Raw genomic sequence first — 22,169 nt, forward strand, 5'->3', positions numbered from 1 at the left:
CGGCCCTTCGGCGTGCTGTGGAAGAATGGCGGCATGAGCAATCAGAACCCTTTTGGCAATCGCGGTCCGGCCCTGTTCCCCGTTTTACCCAAGGGCGAGGTGCTCGCGACCTATGAGACGTATGCCGAGGCGCAGGCCGCAGTCGACACCCTGGCGAAGGCTGATTTCCCGGTCAAGCAGCTCTCAATCGTCGGCAACGACCTCAAGACCGTCGAGCGGGTCACCGGGAAACTGACCTGGGGACGCGTCGCCCTCGCCGGTGCGGCCTCCGGCGCCTGGCTCGGAATCTTCTTCGGCCTGTTGTTCTTCATCTTCTCGCCGACCGGGGCTGGACTGCCCTTCGTCCTCGCTGCGGTGCTGATGGGCGCCGGCTTCGGGATGCTGTTCGGTGTTGTGAGCTACGCGCTCAACCGCAGGCGCCGGGACTTCACCTCGACGATGCAGGTGATGGCGAGCAACTACCAGATCATCGTCGAGGCCGCGCTCGTGAACAAGGCGCGCAACCTCCTGCACGGCACAGTGGAACCCGTCGCGGTCAGGTCCGTCGATCCGGAGCCTGCCCAGCCGGAGCCCACGGCCCCGGCGGCCCGTCCGGACCAGCCTGCCCCGCCGTACGGCCAGTTCGCCCCTCCGGCGGTCACGCCCGCCCCGGAAGCCTCGCCCACCGCATCCACCGACTAGCCGCAGCTCCACAGCCCACGCAGGCTCGCGAAAGCGGGTGAATCGTCGGTTTGACCTCGTGAGAACGACGATTCACCCGCTTTCGCGGCGGGTGAGGCGGGTCAGGCGGTGAGAGAGGCGATCCAGGCCTCGACGTCGTCGGCGGTGCGGGGGATGCCGACGGACAGGTTTTCGGCGCCCGTCGCCGTGATCAGCACGTCGTCCTCGATGCGGACACCGATGCCGCGGAACTCGAACGGCACGGTGAGGTCGTCCGGCTGGAAGTACAGGCCCGGTTCGATCGTGAAGATCATCCCGGCCTCGATCACGCCGTCCAGGTACATGTCGCGCCTGGCCTGGGCGCAGTCGTGCACGTCGATGCCGAGGTGATGGCTCGTGCCGTGCACCATGTACCGGCGGTGCTGCCCGTTCTCCGGCTTGAGCGCCTCCTCGGCGGTGACAGGGAGCATGCCCCACTCCGCGGTCCGGCGGGCGATGACCGCCATGGCTGCGGCGTGCACCTCACGGAAGATCGCGCCGGGCCTGGCCACGGCGAACGCGGCATCCGCTGCCTCGCGCACGGCCTCATACACGCGACGCTGCACGGGGGAGAAGGTGCCGTCGACGGGGAGGGTGCGGGTGACGTCAGCGGTGTAATAGCTGTCGACCTCGATACCCGCATCGAGCAGGATCAGGTCGCCCGGGTTGAGCGGGCCGTCGTTGCGAGTCCAGTGCAGGATGCACGCGTGCGGGCCGGAGGCCGCGATCGTGTCGTACCCGACCGCGTTCCCGTCGGAGCGGGCGCGGGTGTTGAAGACGCCCTCGACGAGGCGTTCGCCGCGTTCGTGGGCGCTCGACCGGGGCAGGTCGCGAATGACGTCCTCGAAGCCCCGCCCGGTGGCCGCGATCGCGAGGCGCATCTGGGCGATCTCGTAGGAGTCCTTCACGAGGCGCAGCTCGGACAGGTCGCGGGCGAAACGGTCGTCCGTTTCGTGCTCGCCGTTGACCTCGAGGCTGAACGGAGTGTTCGTGGCGTTGTCGCCGAGCACCTTGTCCGCGGCGAAGCGGAGGCGGCCCTCGTCGACGGCCACGGTGAACGCCGGGTCTGCCTCGCGGATGACGAGCGTCTCGGAGTCGACGACCGTGAGCACAGAGTCGAGGTCGGCGATCCCGCGCACGGTGATGGCGAGGTCGCTCGCCACCTGGGCGATGGAGGGGCGCGGGCCGATCCAGAACTCGCCGATGTCCGCGTTGGCGTAGAACTCGTCGGAGTCGCGTCCGGCGCGCTCACGGAAGTACAGCGTCGCGTCGTGCCCGGTCGTCGTCGGCTCGAGCACGAGCACGGCTCCGGGCTCGGCGTCGCTGCCCCAGCCGGTGAGGTGCGAGAAGGCGGAGTGGGCGCGGAAGGCGTAGTCGGTGTCGTTCGAGCGCTGCTTGAGGCGGCCGGCCGGAACGATGAGGCGCTGCCCCGGGTACATCGCGGACACGCGAGCACGCCGTGCCGCTGCGAACGGCGCCTGCTCGCGGGCCGGCGGAAGCGTGTCGACGCGCTCGGCCCAGCCGCTCGAGATGTAGGACTTGAAGCCGTCCGACCCCGGCGTCGTCGAACGGTTCTCGTTCGGGCGGGGCTTGGCGGTGACGGTGGGCACGGTTTCGGTGGAATTGGCCATGGCCCCATTGTCCCATTGCCCGCTGGATCTTCGGCGAGAGCCGCCGGGGCGAGGGGAGGGCGGGCACCGGGCGGTGGGCGGTCCCTGCGCAACTAGCATGGGGTCATGGCAGGCGAACGGCAATTCAGGGGTCCCATCGACCTGCACGCGCACTCGAGCGTTTCAGACGGCACGGAGACCCCCTCCCAGCTGGTGCGGGCCGCTTCCGCCGCTGGTCTCGGCACCGTCGCGCTGACCGACCACGACTCCACGGCAGGCTGGCACGAGGCGGCCGCAGCTGCCCGCACCGCCGGCATCACGCTCATTCCCGGAATGGAATTCAGTACTCGGGTGTCGTCTGCGAGCGTGCACCTGCTGGCATATCTTTTCGACCCTTCGGATGCCGGAATCGTCGCGGAGACAGCGCGGGTGCGGCAGGCCCGCCTCGTCCGCGCCGAGGAGATGGTCGAGAGGATCGGTGTCGACTACGCCCTCACCTGGGATGACGTTCTCGCGCAGACCACACCGGATGCGACGGTGGGCCGCCCGCACATCGCCGACGCCCTGGTCGCCCGGGGCTTCGCCCTCACTCGGAGCGAGGCCTTCGCGGGCATCCTGCACTGGGAATCCGGCTACTACCAGCCGCACTACGCCCCCGACCTGCTGCGCGCCGTCGGCCTCGTCGTCGCGGCGGGGGGAGTGCCGGTCATCGCGCACCCCGCGACCCGCGGAGCGGGCGACGTCATCCCGGAGGCCAGGCTCGCCCGCCTCGTCGAGGCGGGGCTTTTTGGGCTCGAACTCGAGCACCGCGAGAACAAGACGGCCGCGAAGGCGCGGCTCTATTCGCTCGCGACCAAGTACGGTCTCGTCGTCACGGGGTCGAGCGATTACCACGGCGAGGGCAAACCGAACCGTCTCGGGGAGAACACCACGACGCCCGAGGTGCTCGACCGCATCCTGCAGCAGGCGACCGGCTCGGAGCCCGTCTTCGCCTAGGGCCCCGCGAGGTGTCGCAGATCGAGGTTCGCGCGCTGCGGGAACCTCGATCTGCGACACCTCAGCGAGCTACCCGACGCGGATGCTGTCGGTCGCGGCACGCAGAAGGGCGCGCCCGCAGAAGCGGTCGCGCCCTTCTGTGTCGAAAGTGGCGGCTGGAGGCCGGAGCGGCTAGTTGACGCCGCCGGCCGCGGGAGCCGAGCGGCGCGAACGGCTGCGTCGGCGCGGTGCGCTGTTGCCGTCGTGGTGCTGGGCTCCGCCGCCGTCGTGGGTGCCCGCTGCGGGGGTCACAGCAGGGGCGTCGGGGTTGGTGGACTGGCTGACACGGGTGCGGGTGCGTGCTGCACCGGAACGACCGGCGTCTGCGGTGCGACCCGAATCCGAGCGTGCCCCGTCTCCGCCGCGGCCCGATCCGCCGGAGCGGCCGGCGCCGCCGGTGCGCCCGGCGCCACCGGAGCGACCGTCCGAACGGCCGGAGTCGGAGTGACCGCTTCCCGCGGCGTGCTCGCGCACGGGCGAGATGCGCAGGCGCCCCTTCGAGCCGACCGGGATGTTGAGGTCGGAGTACAGGTGCGGTGAGGACGAGTACGTTTCGACGGGGACCGGAACGCCGAAGTCGAGTGCGGTGTTGATCAGCGTCCACTTGTGCATGTCGTCCCAGTCGACAAACGTGACCGCGATGCCGGTCTTGCCCGCGCGCCCGGTGCGCCCGACGCGGTGCAGGTACGCCTTCTCGTCCTCGGGGATGGTGTGGTTGATCACGTGGGTGACGTCGTCGACGTCGATTCCGCGAGCGGCGACATCCGTTGCGATCAGGATGTCCTTCTTGCCTGCCTTGAACGCGGCCATGGCGCGTTCGCGCTGGTCCTGGTTGAGGTCGCCGTGGACGGCGGTCGCGTTGAAGCCGCGGTCGCCGAGTTCCTCGACGAGCTTGGCGGCCGCGCGCTTGGTGCGGGTGAAGATCACGGTCTTGCCGCGGCCCTCCGCCATCAGGATGCGGCCGATGACCTCGTCCTTGTCCATGCTGTGGGCACGGTAGACGATGTGCTGGATGTTGGCCTGCATGAGGCCTTCGTCGGGCTCCTGCGCGCGGATGTGGATGGGCCGGTTCATGAACCGGCGGGCGAGGGCCACGATCGGGCCGGGCATCGTCGCGGAGAAGAGCATGGTGTGCCTGGTCGACGGCGTCTGGGCGAAGAGCCGCTCGATGTCGGACAGGAAGCCGAGGTCGAGCATCTTGTCCGCCTCGTCGAGGACCATCTCGCGCACGTTGGCGAGGCTGAGCAGGTGCTGGCTCGCGAGGTCGAGCAGGCGGCCGGGGGTGCCGACGACGATCTGGGCGCCGGCCTTGAGCTGCTCGATCTGGCCCTCGTACGCCTTGCCGCCGTAGATGGACACGATCTTGGTGTTGCGGTTCTGCGAGGCCATCTCGAGGTCCTCGCTGACCTGCACACACAGTTCGCGGGTCGGGACGACCACGAGCGCCTGCACGCCGGGCTCGGGGTCGAGTCCGAGACGCTGGATGAGGGGGAGGCCGAAGCCGAGGGTCTTGCCGGTGCCGGTCTTGGCCTGGCCGATGATGTCCTGCCCGCTCATCGCGAGCGGGATGGTCTGGAGCTGGATCGGGAACGGCTCGAGGATGCCTTTGCTGGCGAGAGCGTCAACCAGGTCCTGGTCGATATTGAGTTCGGAGAAAGTCACGAAAGTTTGCCTGTCATTAGCTGGAAACGAAAGATGCGCCCGTCTTCTGCCTCGGGCACCAGCCACCGATCCACGCCGATGGCTTGTCTCACCTTACCGGGAGCTGTCTGGGAAGCAGCCGAAGCCACGCGGGCGCGGTCGGTGTCGGGCCGCGCGGATGCCGCAGCTCTGTCCTAAGCTGGGCTGGTGTTCTCCTGGTTTGATGGGCGCGCCAAGCGCGTCGAGATTATCCCCCGGCTCACCACCCGGGGGGAACGTCCATCGACCACGAAAGTGGACATCAAGGACCTCACCCCCGAACTGCTCCCGTTCCTGGGCCAGTCCGCATACTTCGAGCTCGGCGTCTTCGAGAGCCTCGCCCGCGCCGTCGCGATCGCGCCGGACCTCGCCGCCAAGCAGGCGCTCAGCACCGCCGCTGGGCGCGCGCTCTCCAAGCACCAGGGCCTCGTCGCCGAGATCCGCCGTCGCGGAGCGGAACCCGCCGACGTGATGGCGCCGTTCGTACCGGCCCTCGACGCCTTCCGTGCCGAGATCAGCGGCGCCGACTGGACCGAGCTGCTGCTGAGCTGCTACCTCGCCGGGGGCCTGCTCGACGACTTCTTCATCCGGCTCTCCGACGGGCTGCCCGGTGAGGTCGGCCCGCGGGTCGCGCACCTTCTCGGCGAGGATGCCGGGACCGCGATCCTCGCGACCCAGCTCGCGGCCGCGATCGCAGCGGATGCGCCGCTCGCCTCGCACCTGGCCCTCTGGGGCCGCCGGCTGGTCGGGGACACCCTGCTCATCGCCCGCTCCGCGCTCGCGTTCGCGGGCACGCCTGACCCGTCCGGCGTCGTTCTGGCAGCCGGTCCCACCGAGGAGCGCATCGAGCCGGTCTTCACCGAACTGATCGCCGCGCACACCCGGCGAATGGACGGCCTCGGCCTCACCGCCTGAGCATGCGGCGGTGAACCCGCGTTCGAGCGCGGGCGGTGCGCCGCTGCGCGGGTGGCGCACCGCACGCGCAACGGCGGAACACTCGCGCTCGGCGCGAGGGAAGCCTAGGCGCGGCCCGGGCGACCGGTGCGCATCAGCTCGTGCAGCATCCGTGCGTCACCGTCTACGCGTGAGCGCGCGAGGGTCGTGCCTGCCGCGACGGATGCCCCGCCGGCGATGATGAGGGTGGCCCACCAGATCCAGCCACCGTCCCAGGCCCAGCCGAACCACGTGAGTGCGACCCAGACGACCATGGCGACGATCGTGCCGATCGCGGGCAGCAGCACGGCACCGTGGTTCGTGCGCCCGGGCAGCGCGTACCGTGCCGCGAGGCCGAGGACGGCCCCGCCGAGCGCGGCGAAGAGGAGTTCCATGCCGGTGTTACGCGACGAAACCGACGCGACGGGACTCCTCGGAGCCCAGCTCGACGTAGGCGAGGCCGATCGTCGGGACGATGAACACCCGGCCCTTGCTGTCGGCGAGCTTGAGGTACCCGGTCGAACCGGAGAGGGCGGCGGCTACCGCTTCCTCGACCTCGGTCGCGGCCTGCGACGTCTCGAAGCTGATCTCACGGGGAGAGTTGAAGATGCCAATGCGGATATCCACCAGATGCGCCTTTCGTTGCCTAAGCGCCCAGATTACGACAGAACGGCGGGGCAGCCGGACAACGTTCACTGTCGGCGCAACCCGCTAGCTTTGAAAACGTGACCAGCCCCGGAATTCCGACCCTCGACCGCGACGTTTCCGCGCCTCCCTTCCCCCTCGACGGTTCCCAGCGGGCTGCCCTCGAGCTGGCCGACGGGGTCTCCGCCGCGCTCATCGGCGCCCCGGGCACCGGGAAGACCACGACCCTCATCGAGCTCCTCGCCGAACGCGTCCTCGAGCGCGGGTATGCGCCGGGGGAGGTCCTCCTGCTCGTGCCGACCCGGGCGGGCGCCACCGTGCTGCGTGACCGGCTTGCGCTCCGCCTCGGCGTCCCGACCAACGGCCCGCTCGCCCGCACGGCGAACTCCGTCGCGTTCGAACTCGTGCGCGGAGCAGAAGCCGCGGCCGGCGGACCGGCGCCGACGCTGCTCACCGGTGGCGAGCAGGACCAGATCATCGCCGAACTCCTCCAGGGCGACCTTGACGACGGCAACCCCGTCGATGGCAGCGGCGACTTCGGCGGCGTGCGCGACCGTGACGGGGTCCGTGACGGCGACGGGGCGGGTCCGTCCGGCCCGGCCTGGCCGCCCACCCTCGACGCGGGCGTGCGCCGGCTGCGCGGGTTCCGCACCGAACTGCGCAACCTGATGATGCGGGCCGTGGAATACGGGATCACCCCCACCCGCCTCGCCGAGCTCGGTGCAGCGACCGACCGCCCGGAATGGATCGCGGCTGCCCGGTTCATCCGCGGCTACGACGAGGTCAAAGACCAGAGCCGGCCCGGCCAGTACGATTCCACCGAGCTCGCCGGCTTCGCCGCGGCCGTCGTCGCCGCAGCGGCTCCCGGGTCCGCGGGAGCCGCGACCCTCGGCACCCTTGCAGGCCTCCGCCTCATCGTCGTCGACGACGCCCAGGAACTGAACAGGGCCACCCTCACCCTGCTCGCCCAGTTCGCGGCGCGCGGCGTCGCGATCGTGGCGGCAGGCGACCCCGACATCACGACCGGCTCGTTCAACGGCGCCCACGCGGATGCCCTCGGCAGGCTCGCCGACTACCTCGCTCCGGGCGCACCACGCGTCACGACCCTCGTGCTCGACACCGTCTACCGGCATGGACCCGCCATCCGGGGCGTCGTGCGGGAGATCACCCACCGGATCGGGACCGCGTCCGCGGGCACCCAACGCCGGGCCGGGAGCGTCGAGTCCCCGTCCGACGTGCCCTCAGTCGAGTCCGGCACCGTCGAGCCCGCCGCCGTCGAGCCCGCCGCCTTCGAGCCCGGCGCCGTCGATACCGGTGCCGCGGCGTCCGGCAGCGAGGGAGCCGGCACCGAAGCATCCGCCGCCTCTGTCGAAACCCTCCTCGCGGCGAGCCCCGCCGACCAGCTCGCGCTCATCGCCGGGCGGCTGAGGGAACGGCATGTGCTCGACGGAGTGCCGTGGGGCCGCATGGCCGTGGTCGCGCGGAGCGGTTCGGCCATCCCGGCACTCGCCCGCGGCCTCGCGGCCCTCGAGGTGCCCACCCAGGTGCCCTCAGCGCAGACCGCCCTCCGCGACGAATGGGCGGTGCGTGCGTTCATCCTCGCCCTCGACGTCACTCTCGGCCGCCGTCCCCTCGACGCCGAAGCGGCGACCGAACTCCTGCGCGGCCCCCTCGGTGGCCTCGACCCGATCACCCTGCGGCGCCTCCGCGCGGCGCTGCGCCAACAGGAACTCGGCCAACAGGAACTCGGCAAACAGGAGCCCGGCGAGCCGGCAACCGGCGCGACCCCGAGCGCCGCCCGTACCCGCAGTGCCGACGAGCTTCTCGCCGCCGTGTTCGCGACGCCGTCGCTGTTGTCGGCGATCGACAACCGCACCGCCCGCCGCGCGGCGAGTTGCGCGGAGAGCCTGCTCGCCGCATCCGTCGAATACGAGGCGGGGGCCACCATCGAGGAACTGCTCTGGGGCCTCTGGCAGCGCAGCGGCCTCGCCAGGGAATGGCTCGAGCAGTCCACCGGAATCGGCATCATCGCCGACGAGGCCAACCACAACCTCGACGCCGTCGTAGCCCTGTTCTCCGCAGCGCAACGCTACGTCGAACGCACCCCGGCGGCCCCGCCGGTGCTCTTCCTCGAACACCTCGTCGACACCGACGTCCCAGAGGACACCCTCGCCCCCCGCGCCCTCGGGGACGCCGTCACCGTCTCGACCCCGAACGGGCTGATCGGCCGCGAGTTCGACCTCGTCGTGATCGCGAACGTGCAGCAGAACGTCTGGCCGGACCTGCGCATCCGCGGCTCGCTGCTCGGTTCGGGCGATCTCGCCGCCCTCGCTTCCGGACGCGACCCCCGAGGCGGCGACGCGCGCACCGAGGTCCTGCACGACGAGCTGCGCATGTTCGCCCAGGCCGCGAGCCGGGCCCGGAGCGAACTCCTCGTCACGGCCGTCGACAACGAGGAGAACGAACCGTCGGTGTTCCTCAAGCTGCTGCCGCGGCCGACCCCGCCGGCCGGGGCTGACGGCACCGATCCCGCCGGGCGCTACCCGGTGTCACTCCGCGGTCTCGTCGGCCGGTTGCGCCGCGACCTCACCAGGGGCGTCGCGGCGGGCGCCCTGTCCGAACACCCCGAACGATCGGAGCGCGCAACGGATGCCGCGGCAACCCTCGCGAGGCTCGCCGCGGCAGCCGTGCCCGGTGCTGACCCCGGCCAGTGGTACGGCCTCGCGGGCCCCAGCACGCTGCAGCCCCTCAACGACCCGACGGCCGGTGACGAGCCGGTGCGGGTCTCCCCGTCGAAGATGGCCGCTGTCGAGACCTGCCCGCTGCACTGGGCGATCGGCCGGCTCGGAGGCGGCAGCTCGAACACGGCCGCGAACCTAGGCACGATCATCCACGCAGTCATGGAGGAGTCGACCGACCGCCAGCCAGAAGCACTGTGGCAGGCGGTCGACGAGCGCTGGGGCGAGCTCCGCTTCGACGCGGAGTGGCAGTCCGAGGTGCAGCGCGCCGACGCGCGCGTCCTCACCGACCGGCTCGCCTCCTACCTGCTCGACTTCGAACACGCCGGCGGTGAACTCCTGAGCGCCGAGGGCAGCTTCGGGTTCGACGTCGACGGAGCGTGGCTCACCGGCACCGTCGACCGGGTCGAACGCCTCGCCGACGGCAGCGCCGTCATCGTCGATCTCAAGACCGGGCGCGGAGACCCCGTGAGCGACGCGGGCGTGGCGGAACACCCGCAGCTCGGCGCCTACCAGCTCGCCTTCCAGGAAGGCCAGATCGAGGGCGTCCCCGCCGGGACCCCCCTCGCGGGAGCCCGCCTCGTGATCGTCTCCTCCGGCACAGCCAGGCAGAACTACCGCAACCCCACCCAGACCACCTTCACCGCGGAACAGCTCCTCGCCTTCCGCACCAGGGTGGGTGCCGACGCGGCGCTGATGGGCGGGGCGACCTTCGTCGCCGAGCTCGCCACACACTGCCTCGATCCGCGCTCGCACGGGGCCTGCCGCATCCACATCATCGGGCAGGTCAGCTCGTGAGCCAGAACGGAACGCCCGTGCCGCACGACCCGCATCGTCCGCAGAACCCGGTCAGCGCCCTCGAGATCGCCGGCACGCTCGGCATGTTCCCGCCCACCCCGGAACAGCAGGCGGTGATCGAGGCCCCGCTCGCGCCGACCCTCGTCGTGGCCGGAGCCGGCAGCGGCAAGACCGAGACCATGGCCAACCGGGTGCTCTGGCTGCTCGCCAACGGCCTCGCCCGCCCAGACCAGGTCCTCGGCCTCACCTTCACCCGCAAGGCGGCCGGCGAACTCGCCGAGCGCATCGGCGACCGCATCGCGCAGCTCGACGCCAACGGACTGCTGCCCGCGCCGACTCCGGCCGCGGGCGCAGAGACCACCGGCGAGCTCGTCGACTCCGGCCTGTTCAACACCCCGACCGTGTCGACGTACAACTCCTTCGCGAGCCGTCTCTTCACAGACAACGCCCTCCTGCTCGGCCGCGAACCCGAGTCCGTCCTGCTCACCGAGACGAGCGCGTGGCTGCTCGCCCGCCGTGTCGTGATCGAACACGGCGACCACAGGCTCGTGCCCTGGGGCAAGAGCCTCGACGCCGTGACGGATGCCGTGCTCCGGTTCAGCCGCCTGCTCGCCGAGAACCCGCCTCCCCTTACAACGGGCCTGGCAACGACCGGCCTGTCAACGACCGGCCCGGCAGGCGCCCCCGGCCGCGCCGGGCACGATCTCGCCGGCCTCGCCGCCGGCTTCGCCTACCTCGAAGACCTTCCATACGGCAACCCGCGCAAGAAGGTCCCGTACACCTCCGTCGTCGACTCACTCGCCGCGGTCGGGCCGCTGCCCGTGCTCGCCGAACTCGCCGACTGGTACGACCGGGAGAAGCGCCGGCTCGGCCTGATCGAATTCTCCGACCAGGTCGCCCTCGCCCTGCAGGTGAGCCAGCGGGTTCCGCGGGTCGTCGCGGGGTACCGCGAACAGTACCGGGTGGTGCTGCTCGACGAGTACCAGGACACCTCCGTGCTCCAGACCGAACTCCTGCACACCCTCTTCGCCAGGCATCCGGTGATGGCCGTCGGCGACCCGCACCAGTCCATCTACGGCTGGCGCGGTGCGAGCTCCGCGAACCTGCTCGCCTTCTCCGCCGACTTCGACCCCGACGCCCGCTCGGAACGCCGGGTCACCCCGTCCATGTCGCTCTCCTTCACCTGGCGCAACCCCCGGTCGGTCCTCGACGCCGCGAACACGCTCGTCGCCCCGCTCAGCGAGGCCCTGCGCCGCCGGACGGACGGCATCCAGGTCGAGACGCTCAAGGTGCCGGACGGCACCCGGCCCGGCGCTGTCTCCGCACAGCTCGCCGAGACGGCCACCGACGAGGCCCAGGCCGTCGCCAGCTGGTTCGCCGCCCGGCTCGGCGCCGGCAGCGACAAGTCCGGCGCCATCCTCTTCCGCGCCCGGCGCGACATGGACTTCTTCGCCGGGGTCCTCCGCGCGAACGGCGTCCGCGCCCACGTGCTCGGCCTCGGCGGGCTGCTCTCCACCCCGGAAGTCACCGACGTCGTCAGCGTGCTCAGGGTCGTGCACGATCCCTCGGCGGGAAGCGAACTCGTCCGGTTGCTGAGTGGTGCCCGGTTCCAGGTCGGCCCGCGCGACCTGCAGCACCTCGCGGCCGTCTCGCGCTGGCTCGCCGCCCACGACTGGGCGCAGAAGGCCGTCAGCCGGGAGCTCACGGAGAAGCTCCGTGCGTCCGTCGCCGACGACGAGGGGGCCTCCCTCGTCGACGCCCTCGACTTCGCCGCGGCGGCGCCGCCCGGTCACGGCCAGCTCGCCGGCTTCACCGACACCGGCCGTGAGCGGCTGCGCGCAGCAGGCAAGCTGCTGGCCTGGTTGCGCTCGCGGGCCGGTCTTCCGCTGCTCGACTTCGTGCGCCTCGTCGAACAGGAGCTCCTCCTCGAGGTCGAACTCGTCGCGAACGAGAACAACAGCCTCGGCCTCGCGAACCTCTACGCCTTCCACGACACCATCTCCGACTTCCTCGCGAGTGACGAGCTCGGCACCGCCGCGAGCTTCCTGCGCTGGCTCGGCCGGGCCGAACTCGCCGACGACAGGGGACCGCGCGCCGAGGTGGCCGAACAGGGCACCGTGCAACTCCTCACCATCCATGGCGCGAAGGGCCTCGAGTGGGACTACGTCGCGATCCCGAACCTCACAGACAAGAGCCTGCCGGCCCCCGCGCGCGAGGTCACCGGCTGGATCCGCTTCGGCGAGCTGCCGTACCCGTTCCGCGGCGACCACGCCGAACTGCCCCAGCTCGACTGGACCGGCCACGACAGCCAGCTGTCCTACGACCTCGCCTTCCAGGCGTACAAGGCGGACCTCGCCGGCCGCCACGACGACGAGGAACGCCGGCTGATCTACGTCGCCACCACCCGGGCCAGGCACGAACTCCTGCTGACCGGTTCGTTCTGGGGCTCTGGCTCGACCGTGCGCACCCCGAGCCGCTACCTCGTCGAGCTCGCGGAGGCCGGCCTCATCGACCCCCTGCCAGAGGAAAGCGCCAACGCCGAGAAACCGGCCCCGGAGGACGGCCTCACGCCGGTCTGGCCCTTCGACCCGCTCGGCACCCGCCGGGCCGTCGTCGAAGCGGCCGCTTCCGGGGTGCGCGCCGCAGCGAACGATCCGGACGCCCTGGCCCGCGAGACACGCTGGTCCCACGTCGTGACCCTGCTGCTCGAGGAACGCGCCCTCCGCCTGGGCGCAGGCACGGTCGCACCGCTGCCCGCCCGCATCCCCGCCTCGCGGTTCAAGGACTACGTCGACGATCCCGCCGGGGTCGCCGCACAGGTGCGCCGCCCCATGCCCGAGCGGCCGTACCGGGCCACCCGGCTCGGCACCCTCTTCCACTCCTGGGTCGAGCGACGGGCCGGCGGCCTCCTCGGCGGCGACCGGATCGACGCCGGGCTCTTCGAAGCAGACACCGACACGGATGCCGATGCCTTCGAACTCGACCTCGACCAGAACCAGCCGCTCGAGCAGGCCCAGCTCGAACGCCTCCAGGCGACCTTCGAACGGTCGCCCTGGGCCGGCCTCAAACCGGAGGAGGTCGAAATCGAGATCCATTACGTGCTCGCCGGCCAGGTCTTCATCTGCAAGCTCGACGCGGTGTACCGCACAGGGACGGGCTACCAGGTCGTGGACTGGAAGACGGGCCGGGCGCCGAAGAACGCAGCGGACCTCGAACTCAAGCAGACGCAGCTCGCGCTCTACCGCCTCGCGTACGCGAGCTGGAAGGGGATCGACCCTGACGAGGTCGACGCGGTGTTCTATTTCGTCGCCGACGACACCGTGGTCGCCCCCGAGCGGCTCTACTCCGAGGCGGACCTCGTGGCGGCGTGGTCCTCGGTCGTGTCCCGCACCTCGGCGCCGGTGCCGGTGTCCGTGCCGTCGCCCACGACGTCGATCGCGCCGGTGGTGTCCGGTTCGTCGGCGAACTCGCCGGTCTCGAAGTCGGACAGCGTGTAGGCATCCGTGTGCATCGCGGCGGCCGGCGCGCGCTTCACCGCGGCGTACGGGGTCGCGGCGAGCAGGCTCTCGACCTCGGACACGTTCAGGATCGGGCCGGTCTTCGGGGACAGCGGGTGCGAGGTCGCGTGGTGCACGTTCTCGACGAGCCCGTCGAGCATCGCGACGGCGTCATCGACGATTCCCTGGTTGCGGGTGTCGGTGCCGTGCAGCAGCCAGCGTGCGAGCTCGAGCTCTGCGTAGAGCATCGCCCGCTGCGTGATGCGCGGGTCGTTGCCCTGGCGCACGCCGCCGTAGGACGCGATCGCCGCTTCGCCGGCGGCTCCCCGGGAGGCGAGCAGCCAGTTCAGGTCCCTGGCCGGGTCGCCGACGCTCAGCGCCGCCCAGCCGAGCACGGCCGTCACGGAATCCTCGCCGATCAGGAAGGACTCCGCGGACAGTGAACCGTGGATGACGCAGGGCAGGAACTGCCAGAGCGCGTCGTCGTCGGTCGCGAGCTCCCAGCGGCGGAGCAGGGCCGCAGGGAGGTACCCCGTCGCCTCGGTGCGGCCGATCAGGTCGATCACCTCGGTGCGGCAGTCCTGGGCGCTGCGTTGTGTGAGCCCGGCATCGCTCACCACCGCGGTCGGCAGGCCGTGGATGGCCGCGATGGCCCGGCCGATCGACCCGGAGACCCCGGCATGTCCGGTGAGGGCGTCCGCGTCGAAGGTGTCGCCGGGCAGGAACTCGTAGACGACGGCGCGCGTCCCGCTGAGCGGGGCCTGCCCGACGAACTGCGGAACGTCGAACGGCAGGCGGCTGCGATTGCCGACGGTCAGGGCGCGGAGCGCGACGAGGTCGGCGGACTGCTCGGTCTCCGCGGCCTGGGAAAGCGGCACCCGGATGATCAGGGAGCGTCCGTCGCGGTCCAGCAGGACAGCGGAATCGTATGCTCCGGGCGCGCCGGAGGAGCGCCCGCTGGAGCCATGGCTGCGGGCCTGGACGACGTCGAGACCGGGCACGGCTGAAGTGGCGAGCGCGGCTAGAGTGAGATGGGATCTGGCCATGCCTACTAGGTTAGGTCGACTTCCCCTCGGTGTGGTCGTTCGCCACGCCTCCACATAACTTCGGCAGTCACGCCAGAGTCCGAAGGGTCTTCATGCCGTTCACGTTCACCTCCCAACTGCCGCTGTCCCGCCACGCCGTCGACAGGGACCACCTCACCCGGGCCATACCCGGACTCTTCGACGAGCTCCGGGCGGATGCCGCCACGCGCGTCCTCCCGCTCTGGCGCGGGTCCACCCTCCTGGCGGGAACGCCGGGTGCGGCCCCCGCAGGCACCCACGAGCTCGCCGCAACCGATACCGGAAGCCGCCGGCCCCGGCTGCGCCTGTTCCCGCCCGCCCTCGTCGCGCAGACCCCGATCGAGCTCTACCTCGGCAGGTCCCTCGCCGACGAGGGCGCGGAACCCGCGGGCACCCGCCTGGTCGCCGTTATCCTCGACGACGGCGCGGCCGCGACCCTCGAACCGGACGAGTCCCTCTGGGTGCCGCTCCGCACTGTCGCGAGCGCCCTCTCCGACCGCGACGCCGGCCTCTTCACCGAAGCGCTCGCGCTCGCGAACTGGCACGCCTCGCACGCGCACTGCCCGCGCTGCGGCGCCGCAACCGAGGTCGAGGGCGGCGGCTGGAGCCGCCGGTGCCCCGTGGACGGCAGCCAGGTGTTCCCCCGAACGGACCCCGCCGTGATCGTGCTGATCACCGATGCCGACGAGCGCATCCTGCTCGGGTCGAACGCCCTGTGGGAGAACAACCGCTATTCCCTGCTCGCGGGCTTCGTCGAACCGGGGGAGTCCCTCGAGGCGGCCGTCATCCGCGAGATGTTCGAGGAGTCCGGCCTCCGCGTCACCGACCCGGTCTACCTCGGCTCCCAGCCGTGGCCGTTCCCCGCCTCGATCATGTTCGGCTTCACCGCGCGCCTCGCCGACGGCCAGCAGCCGGACGGTGTCCTGCCTGACGGTGACGAGATCCTCGACCTGCGCTGGTTCAGCCGCTCCGAACTGGCCGCGGCCGGCGACAGCATCATCCTGCCCGGCCGCTCCTCGATCGCACGCGCGATCATCGAGCAGTGGTACGGCGGACCGATCGACTTCGGCCCCGACCTGGTCGCCGGATGGCGCTGACCCCCGAGACGCTTCTGGCCGGCCTCGACGACCAGCAGCGCATCGCCGCGGAGGCCCTCGTCGGGCCGGTGTGCATGCTCGCGGGCGCAGGCACCGGCAAGACCCGCGCGATCACCCACCGGATCGCCTACGGGGTGATGACCGGCGCGTACGCCCCGAACCGGGTGATGGCGCTCACCTTCACCTCGCGGGCCGCCGCGGAACTCCGGGGCCGGCTGCGCCAACTCGGCGCCGGCGGCGTCGCGGCACGCACCTTCCACGCCGCAGCGCTCTCCCAGCTCAACTACTTCTGGCCGCACGTCGTCGGCGGCCAGGCGCCGCGCATCCTCGACGGAAAGGGCCGGTTGCTCGGCCACGCCGCCGAACAGCTCAAACTCCGGCTCGACACCGCGACCCTGCGCGACCTCGCCGCCGAGGTCGAGTGGCGCAAGACCACCGGGCTCAGCATCGAGGACTACGCCGCCGGCATCGCCAGGCGCAGCCTGCCCGGCCGGCTCGACGCCGACCAGGTCGTGGCGATGCACGAACGCTACGAGCGGCTGAAGGATGAGCGTAAGCAGATCGACTTCGAGGATGTCCTGCTCGCGATGGCCGGGATGATCGAGTCCGAACCCTCCGTCGCCCTGCAGGTGCGCGAGCAGTACCGGTTCTTCGTCGTCGACGAGTATCAGGACGTGTCGCCGTTGCAGCACGACCTGCTCGCCCTCTGGGTCGGGCCTCGCAGGGACCTGTGCGTGGTCGGCGACGCCAGCCAGACCATCTATTCCTTCGCGGGCGCCCGCAGCGACTACCTTCTCGACTTCCCCAAGCGCTGGGAGGATGCGACGGTCGTGCGCCTCGAACAGAACTACCGGTCGACGGGGGCGATCGTCACGACCGCGAACCAGCTGATGCGCGGCCGCACCGGGGCGCTCACCCTGCGCGCGCACTCGGCGGAGCCGGGGGTCGAACCGAGCGTGCACGAGTACGCGAACGACCTCGCGGAGGCACGCGGGGTCGCCCAGCAGATCCTCGAACTGATCGAATCCGGCATCCGGCCGGAAGACATCGCCGTGCTCTACCGGGTCAACGTGCAAGCCGCGGCGCTCGAGACCGCGCTCGGCGACCTGTCCATCAGCTACCAGATCCGTGGATCGAAGCGGTTCTTCGACCTCACCGAGGTCAAGCAGGCCGTGATGCAGCTGCGAGCGGCATCCGTTTCGATCGTGGGCGAGCCGCTGTTCAAGTCGGCCAGCGACGTGCTGCGCTCGCTCGGCTGGAGCCAGACAGCGCCGGAGGCCGCCGGTGCGGTGCGGGACCGCTGGGAATCGCTCAACGCCATCATGGGGCTCGTCGACCAGGCCGCGCCCGGAACGACGTTCCGCCAGTTCACCGACGAACTGATGGAGCGGCAGGCAGGCCAGCACGAACCGACCGTCTCGGCGGTGACCCTCGCGACGCTGCACTCGGCCAAGGGCCTCGAATGGGACGCCGTCTTCGTGGTGGGGCTGTCAGAGGGGCTCGTCCCGATCAGCTACGCGGGTACCTTCGAGCAGATCGACGAGGAACGCCGGCTGCTCTACGTCGGCATCACCAGGGCACGCCGGCGACTCGCCCTGAGCTGGTCCGCGTCCGGGCACCAGCAACGGGCACCGAGGGAACGATCGCGGTTCCTGACAGAGCTCGGCATGCGCAACGCTCGTGCGGCCGGTGGACGCGGCGCGTGATCCTTCCGCTCGCGGCGTCGATCGACAGGGAGACGCCCGCGAGCGCCGAGTGACCGGACAGCACCCGATCCTGCACGATCCCCGCAACCCGGACAGCGACCTCGAGGCCACGACGCGCTGACTCCGTCGGCGCAGGCCGGTGGGCCAGCTGGCTCGCCATCGCGGGCCAGGCCGGGTCGGCGTCGACCCTGGCCTGCTCGAGGCAGAACAGGCACGGGCCCAGCCCCGGCTCCACGAGCGGGCCGATCCGCACCTTCCGGTCTCCGAACACGACCGGCAGGTGCGGCACGTCGCGGTTCAGCCAGCGCCGGTAGCGTGCCGGCTCGATCGCGAACCGGCCGATGATCACCGCGAGGTCCGTGTCCGCGGGAGCGGCGGCATCCGCGCCGGTGCGGCTCGCGGTGCTGAAACGGATGCCGGTGCCGTAGCCGGAATCGTCGGCGACCCGTGCGCTTCCGCCGACACCGTCGTCGAGTTCGTGGGTGTCGAGCCCGAGGTCGTCGAGGAAGGAACGGAGCCGCGCGGCCGTCGTGCCGCGCCCGTCGACGGACACCCAGTGCCGGAGCGCCGGCGTCGAGGACTCCGGCCCGAGGTCGTCGAGCAGGACCGGGCGGAGCGAGGCGAGGAGGGCGGAGACGGATTCGGCAGTCGCCCCGCCCGTGCGGCCGAGCATGACGGCGCCGCTGCGGGGCACCCCGGACCGGAGCGCGTCGATGACGCGTTCGAGGCCGGGGCCGGGCACGCGGAGGCGGAGCGCCGGGTGGTCGACGCCGAGCTGGATGGTGTCCGGCGAGCGCCAGACGAGCGGATACCGGGGGTCGAGTCGAAGAGTCATGCGCCGATCCTGCCGGATTCGCATCGAGCGCGAGCGATTCATCCACAGGCCCGGCAGGCTCCCAGCCTCAGCGCCGGCATTCGCCCTAGGCTCTGACCATGACTGCCAGACGAGCACTCGTGACCGGGGCGACCGGCTACATCGGCGGGCGGCTGGTTCCGCTCCTCCTCGACGCCGGATTCGAGGTGACCGTGCTCGTGCGCTCGCCGCAGAAGCTCACCGACGTCCCCTGGCGGGACCGGGTGGACATCCGGGTCGGCGACCTCGCAGACGCCGACGCCGTGGACGCGGCGTGCGCCGGGATCGACGTCGTCTACTACCTCGTGCACGCGATGGGCAGTTCGGGCGACTTCGAGCAGGCCGAGGCACGGGCCGCCCGCACGGTGGCGTCGGCAGCTGCGGCGGCCGGCGTGTCGCGGATCGTCTACCTCGGCGGGCTGCACCCGGACACCGAGACCCTCTCCCGGCACCTGCGCTCCCGGGCCGAGGTCGGACGGATCCTGCTGGCCTCCGGCGTGCCGACCGCCGCCCTGCAGGCCGGCGTCGTGATCGGCAGCGGCTCGACGTCCTTCGAGATGATCCGGCACCTGACCGACGTGCTGCCGTACATGCCCGCACCGAAATGGGTACGCAACAAGATCCAGCCGATCGCCGTGCGCGACGTGCTCTACTACCTCGTCGCCGCGGCGGACCTGCCCGACTCCGTCAACCGAACCTTCGATATCGGCGGTCCCGACGTGCTCCGCTACGGGCAGATGATGAACGGCTACGCCCTCGAGGCGGGACTTCGCCAGCGCCCGATCGCCTCATTGCCGGTGCTGACCCCGTGGCTCGCCTCGCAGTGGGTCAACCTCGTCACCCCGATCCCGCGCAACCTCGCCGTGCCGATCATCGCCTCCCTGCAGAACGACTGCGTGATGGGCGAACACGACATCGACGGGTACATCCCCGTCCCCGACGGCGGTCTCACCGGGTACCGCACGGCCGTGCGGCTCGCGCTCGGGCGGATGCGCGACGGCGACGTCGAGACCAGCTGGCGGAACGCCTCGATCGAGGGGGCGAGCAGCAACCCGCTGCCGAGCGACCCGGAGTGGGCGGGGCACCTCGTCTACACCGACGTTCGTACGAAGCACACCCCCGCGGCGCCCGCCGAACTGTGGCGCATCATCGAGGGCATCGGCGGCGACAACGGCTGGTACTCATTCCCTCTCGCCTGGGCCGTGCGCGGCTGGGCGGACAAGCTCGTCGGCGGCGTCGGGCTCCGCCGTGGCCGGCGCGACGCGGAACGGCTGCACACCGGCGACGTGCTCGACTTCTGGCGGGTGGAGAGCCTCGAGCGCGGGCGTTTCCTCCGGCTCCGTGCCGAGATGCGGGTTCCCGGGCTGGCCTGGCTCGAGATGACCGCCGAACCGGCCGCGGACGGTGGCTCCGTCTACCGGCAGCGTGCCGTGTTCTTCCCACGCGGCCTCGGCGGCCGGCTCTACTGGTTCTCGATCCTGCCGTTCCACGGGATCATCTTCAGCGGGATGGCCAACCGCATCACGGCCACGGCCGAAGCGACGTCTGCGCCCCAGCCCGCTCGCTAGAGTGGGGGCATGCGCCGATTGGCTCGATCCCTGTTCGTCACCATCCTGGGCGCGTTCGCCCTCCTCACCCTGTCGGTGCCCGCGGCGGCCGTCGCGGCCGCGCCCCTGGGGCAGCCCGCCGTCTCCGTGCCCGGCGGCGTCGACGACTTCAGCTTCGACTCGATGCACTCCGACTTCGTGCTCAGCCGGTCAGCGGACGGGCACTCCGCGTTGACGACGACGGAGACCATCGTCGCCCGGTTCCCGGACTTCGATCAGAACCACGGCATCCGTCGGTCGATCCCGAGCCACTACGACGGGCATCCGACCGGGATCGACCTTGTGAGCGTCACCGACGAGAACGGTGCCCCGCGGCCGAGCGACACGAGCGAGAGCGACGCCGGCGACTTCTTCATCGTGACGAGCGCAGCCGACGGCTACGTGCACGGCGCGCAGACCTATGTGATCACATACACGCAGCGTGACGTGACCCTCGTTCCGACGGATGCGCAGGATGAGGAGTTCTACTGGGAGGTCAACGGAACCGGCTGGGCCCAGCCCTTCGGCTCCGTCTCCGCGACGCTCACGGTCGACCCTGAGCTCACCGGCCGGCTGACCGGCCAGGCCAGGTGCCTCCAGGGATCGACGAATTCCTCGGCCGACTGCTCCGAGATCAGCACGGATTCGAGTGCGGCGGTGACGACCGGAACCCGGATCAGCGCGAGCAGCGGCAGCCTTGCCGCCCATGAGGGACTCACCCTGGTCGTCGGCTTCACCCCGGGTACCTTCGTGCCGAGGGACAACTCGTTCTTCGCGAGCCCGATCCCCGCCGTCGGCCTCGCCGGTGCCGTGCTCGCGCTCGTCTGCGCCGCCCTCGCGATCGCCCTGCGGGCGACCCGCTGGCGCAATGCGCCCGGCCGGCCCACGATCATCGCCGAATACCTGCCGCCGAAGGGTGTCAACCTGCTCCAGGCCGGCGAGGTGACCCGCACGTCCACGAAGGCCATCACCGCCCAGTTCCTGCAGTTCGCCGTGCGCGGCAACGTGCGGGTGCTCGAAGGCTCCGGGCCCAAGCACTACCTGCTCGAGCTGCGGGACACCCGGGGCGTCGACGCGACGGAGCTCTCCATGCTCGGCCACCTCTTTCCCGGGCTGAAGCCGGGCACCCAGCGCGACCTCAAGAAGAAGAGCACCAGCCTCACCACCGCGCTTCAGGGCGAACTGCGGGCGACCCGCCGGGCGGCGATCCCCGCCGGTTTCCGTGAGAAGAAGGGCGGGTCCCTGCGTTCCGCGCTGCTCGGCCTCTCCGTTGTCGGCGGCCTCGTCGCCGTTCTCGGCGGCGTCGTCGGTCTCGCGCTCGAGATCGGCGGGGCGTGGCCGTTCCTCGTCCTCCTCGCCGGGCTGATCGGCGCCATCACGACCGTGTCACTCGCGTCGAGCATCCGCCCGCTCACCGCAGCAGGGGCGGAACTGCGCGATTACCTCGAAGGAGTCAGGTTGTACATCGGAGTCGCCGAGACCGACAGGTTGCGGGTGCTGCAGAGCCCCCAGGGCGCCCTGCGCTCGCCGTACCGCCCGGAGCCGGGGAGCCCGGAAATGATGGTCGACCCCGGGCAGCCGTTGCAGGTCCTCAAGCTCTATGAGCGCCTGTTGCCGTTCGCCGTGCTGTTCGGGCAGGAGAAGGACTGGTCGGCCGTGCTCGGTGAGTACTACGCGCAGAGCCGGTCCCAGCCGGACTGGTACTACGGCACCGGTGCGTTCAACGCCGGGTTCTTCGCGGCGAGCCTGAGCGGCTTCGCGAGCTCGACGACGTCGGCGTGGTCGGGCACCGCGTCCAGCTCCTCGAGTTCCGGGTTCGGCGGCGGCGGGTCCGTCGGCGGCGGAGGCGGCGGCGGCGGGGGAGGGGGCGTCTGATGGGCACCCCGGTCGCACCCACCTTTTCCCGGGCAGCTCTCGCGCCCGGCCTGCTCGGCGCCATCGCCCTGCTTGCCGGTCTCGCCCTGATCGACGCCGACAGTTTCATCATCATCCGGTACACCGTCAGCATCCTCGCCCTCATCCTCTGCGTCTTCGCCGTGCAGGGGAAGGCCTGGTGGTGGCTCATCGGCCTCGCCCCCATCGCCGTGCTGTGGAACCCGATCTTCGTGATCGGGTTGGACGGGCAAGGCTGGGTGGCCGCACAGTATGTCGCGGCGCTGCTCTTCATCGTCGTCGGGGTGCGCGTCAAGGTCCCCGTGCACTGAGCGTCGTGCGGGGTGTGTCATCGG

14 protein-coding genes and 1 pseudogene are annotated in these 22,169 nt (G+C 71.1%); 10 read left to right on the top strand and 5 right to left on the bottom strand.

Annotated elements, in window-relative coordinates; translation table 11 throughout:
• The first annotated feature begins 33 nt into the window (after positions 1-33).
• Complete coding sequence (locus E3O39_RS02790; protein ID WP_134449549.1) at positions 34-681, top strand: general stress protein; 648 nt, start codon at positions 34-36, stop codon at positions 679-681.
• A 101-nt stretch (positions 682-782) separates the two neighbouring features.
• On the opposite strand, the gene E3O39_RS02795 is transcribed toward E3O39_RS02790, so the two are convergent.
• A complete protein-coding gene (locus E3O39_RS02795; RefSeq protein ID WP_174774611.1) occupies positions 783-2,330 on the bottom strand; it encodes an aminopeptidase P family protein in 1,548 nt (515 codons plus the stop codon).
• Between the two features lie 105 nt (positions 2,331-2,435).
• Between E3O39_RS02795 and E3O39_RS02800 the strand changes: the two genes are divergently transcribed.
• Positions 2,436-3,305, top strand: coding sequence for a PHP domain-containing protein (locus E3O39_RS02800; RefSeq protein WP_134449551.1), 870 nt, complete (start codon positions 2,436-2,438; stop codon positions 3,303-3,305).
• Between the two features lie 171 nt (positions 3,306-3,476).
• On the opposite strand, the gene E3O39_RS02805 is transcribed toward E3O39_RS02800, so the two are convergent.
• Positions 3,477-5,006, bottom strand: coding sequence for a DEAD/DEAH box helicase (locus tag E3O39_RS02805; protein ID WP_134449552.1), 1,530 nt, complete (start codon positions 5,004-5,006; stop codon positions 3,477-3,479).
• Between the two features lie 186 nt (positions 5,007-5,192).
• Here E3O39_RS02805 and E3O39_RS02810 point away from each other — a divergent pair, with 186 nt between their 5' ends.
• Positions 5,193-5,939: a ferritin-like fold-containing protein gene (locus E3O39_RS02810; protein ID WP_134449553.1), complete on the top strand. Its 747-nt coding sequence runs from the start codon at positions 5,193-5,195 to the stop codon at positions 5,937-5,939.
• A 104-nt stretch (positions 5,940-6,043) separates the two neighbouring features.
• Here E3O39_RS02810 and E3O39_RS02815 read toward each other — a convergent pair whose 3' ends face one another.
• Both E3O39_RS02815 and E3O39_RS02820 read right to left on the bottom strand, forming a co-directional pair.
• Positions 6,044-6,352, bottom strand: a complete 309-nt coding sequence (locus tag E3O39_RS02815; RefSeq protein WP_134449554.1) for a hypothetical protein — start codon at positions 6,350-6,352, stop codon at positions 6,044-6,046.
• A 7-nt stretch (positions 6,353-6,359) separates the two neighbouring features.
• Positions 6,360-6,584, bottom strand: coding sequence for a DUF3107 domain-containing protein (locus tag E3O39_RS02820; RefSeq protein ID WP_134449555.1), 225 nt, complete (start codon positions 6,582-6,584; stop codon positions 6,360-6,362).
• Positions 6,585-6,682: 98 nt separating this feature from the next.
• Between E3O39_RS02820 and E3O39_RS02825 the strand changes: the two genes are divergently transcribed.
• Together E3O39_RS02825 and E3O39_RS02830 are read left to right on the top strand one after the other, a co-directional pair.
• On the top strand, positions 6,683-10,138 hold the full coding sequence (locus tag E3O39_RS02825) for a UrvD/REP family ATP-dependent DNA helicase (protein WP_134449556.1): 3,456 nt from the start codon (positions 6,683-6,685) through the stop codon (positions 10,136-10,138).
• Entirely contained in the window at positions 10,135-13,635 is a 3,501-nt protein-coding gene (locus E3O39_RS02830) for an ATP-dependent DNA helicase (protein WP_241984951.1), read from the top strand. The genes E3O39_RS02825 and E3O39_RS02830 overlap by 4 nt, the downstream gene beginning before the upstream one ends.
• A 353-nt stretch (positions 13,636-13,988) precedes the next feature.
• On the opposite strand, the pseudogene E3O39_RS19400 reads toward E3O39_RS02830, so the two are convergent.
• Positions 13,989-14,681: pseudogene (locus E3O39_RS19400) on the bottom strand (phosphotransferase); the annotation flags it as partial.
• A gap of 92 nt (positions 14,682-14,773) precedes the next feature.
• Here E3O39_RS19400 and nudC point away from each other — a divergent pair.
• From nudC to E3O39_RS02865, 5 genes are all read left to right on the top strand, one after another.
• Entirely contained in the window at positions 14,774-15,796 is a 1,023-nt protein-coding gene (gene nudC / locus E3O39_RS02840) for an NAD(+) diphosphatase (protein WP_134449558.1), read from the top strand.
• On the top strand, positions 15,787-17,502 hold the full coding sequence (locus E3O39_RS02845; protein ID WP_134449559.1) for an ATP-dependent helicase: 1,716 nt from the start codon (positions 15,787-15,789) through the stop codon (positions 17,500-17,502). The genes nudC and E3O39_RS02845 overlap by 10 nt, the downstream gene beginning before the upstream one ends.
• A 933-nt stretch (positions 17,503-18,435) precedes the next feature.
• A complete protein-coding gene (locus E3O39_RS02850) occupies positions 18,436-19,923 on the top strand; it encodes an SDR family oxidoreductase (protein WP_134449560.1) in 1,488 nt (495 codons plus the stop codon).
• 9 nt (positions 19,924-19,932) lie between these two features.
• Positions 19,933-21,816: a DUF2207 domain-containing protein gene (locus E3O39_RS02855; protein WP_166787385.1), complete on the top strand. Its 1,884-nt coding sequence runs from the start codon at positions 19,933-19,935 to the stop codon at positions 21,814-21,816.
• Entirely contained in the window at positions 21,816-22,145 is a 330-nt protein-coding gene (locus E3O39_RS02865) for a DUF6804 family protein (protein WP_241984952.1), read from the top strand. The genes E3O39_RS02855 and E3O39_RS02865 overlap by 1 nt, the downstream gene beginning before the upstream one ends.
• The last annotated feature ends 24 nt before the right edge of the window (positions 22,146-22,169 follow it).

The sequence above is a fragment of the Cryobacterium sp. MDB2-A-1 genome (assembly GCF_004402675.1).
Classification (GTDB): domain Bacteria; phylum Actinomycetota; class Actinomycetes; order Actinomycetales; family Microbacteriaceae; genus Cryobacterium; species Cryobacterium glucosi.

Excerpts from the sequence above, each read along its gene's own strand:
- E3O39_RS02790 (WP_134449549.1), top strand. The coding sequence starts at position 34 with ATGAGCAATCAGAACCCTTTTGGCAATCGCGGTCCGGCCCTGTTCCCC.
- E3O39_RS02795 (WP_174774611.1), bottom strand. The coding sequence starts at position 2,330 with ATGGCCAATTCCACCGAAACCGTGCCCACCGTCACCGCCAAGCCCCGC.
- E3O39_RS02800 (WP_134449551.1), top strand. The coding sequence starts at position 2,436 with ATGGCAGGCGAACGGCAATTCAGGGGTCCCATCGACCTGCACGCGCAC.
- E3O39_RS02815 (WP_134449554.1), bottom strand. The coding sequence starts at position 6,352 with ATGGAACTCCTCTTCGCCGCGCTCGGCGGGGCCGTCCTCGGCCTCGCG.
- nudC (WP_134449558.1), top strand. The coding sequence starts at position 14,774 with ATGCCGTTCACGTTCACCTCCCAACTGCCGCTGTCCCGCCACGCCGTC.
- E3O39_RS02845 (WP_134449559.1), top strand. The coding sequence starts at position 15,787 with ATGGCGCTGACCCCCGAGACGCTTCTGGCCGGCCTCGACGACCAGCAG.
- E3O39_RS02850 (WP_134449560.1), top strand. The coding sequence starts at position 18,436 with ATGACTGCCAGACGAGCACTCGTGACCGGGGCGACCGGCTACATCGGC.
- E3O39_RS02855 (WP_166787385.1), top strand. The coding sequence starts at position 19,933 with ATGCGCCGATTGGCTCGATCCCTGTTCGTCACCATCCTGGGCGCGTTC.
- E3O39_RS02865 (WP_241984952.1), top strand. The coding sequence starts at position 21,816 with ATGGGCACCCCGGTCGCACCCACCTTTTCCCGGGCAGCTCTCGCGCCC.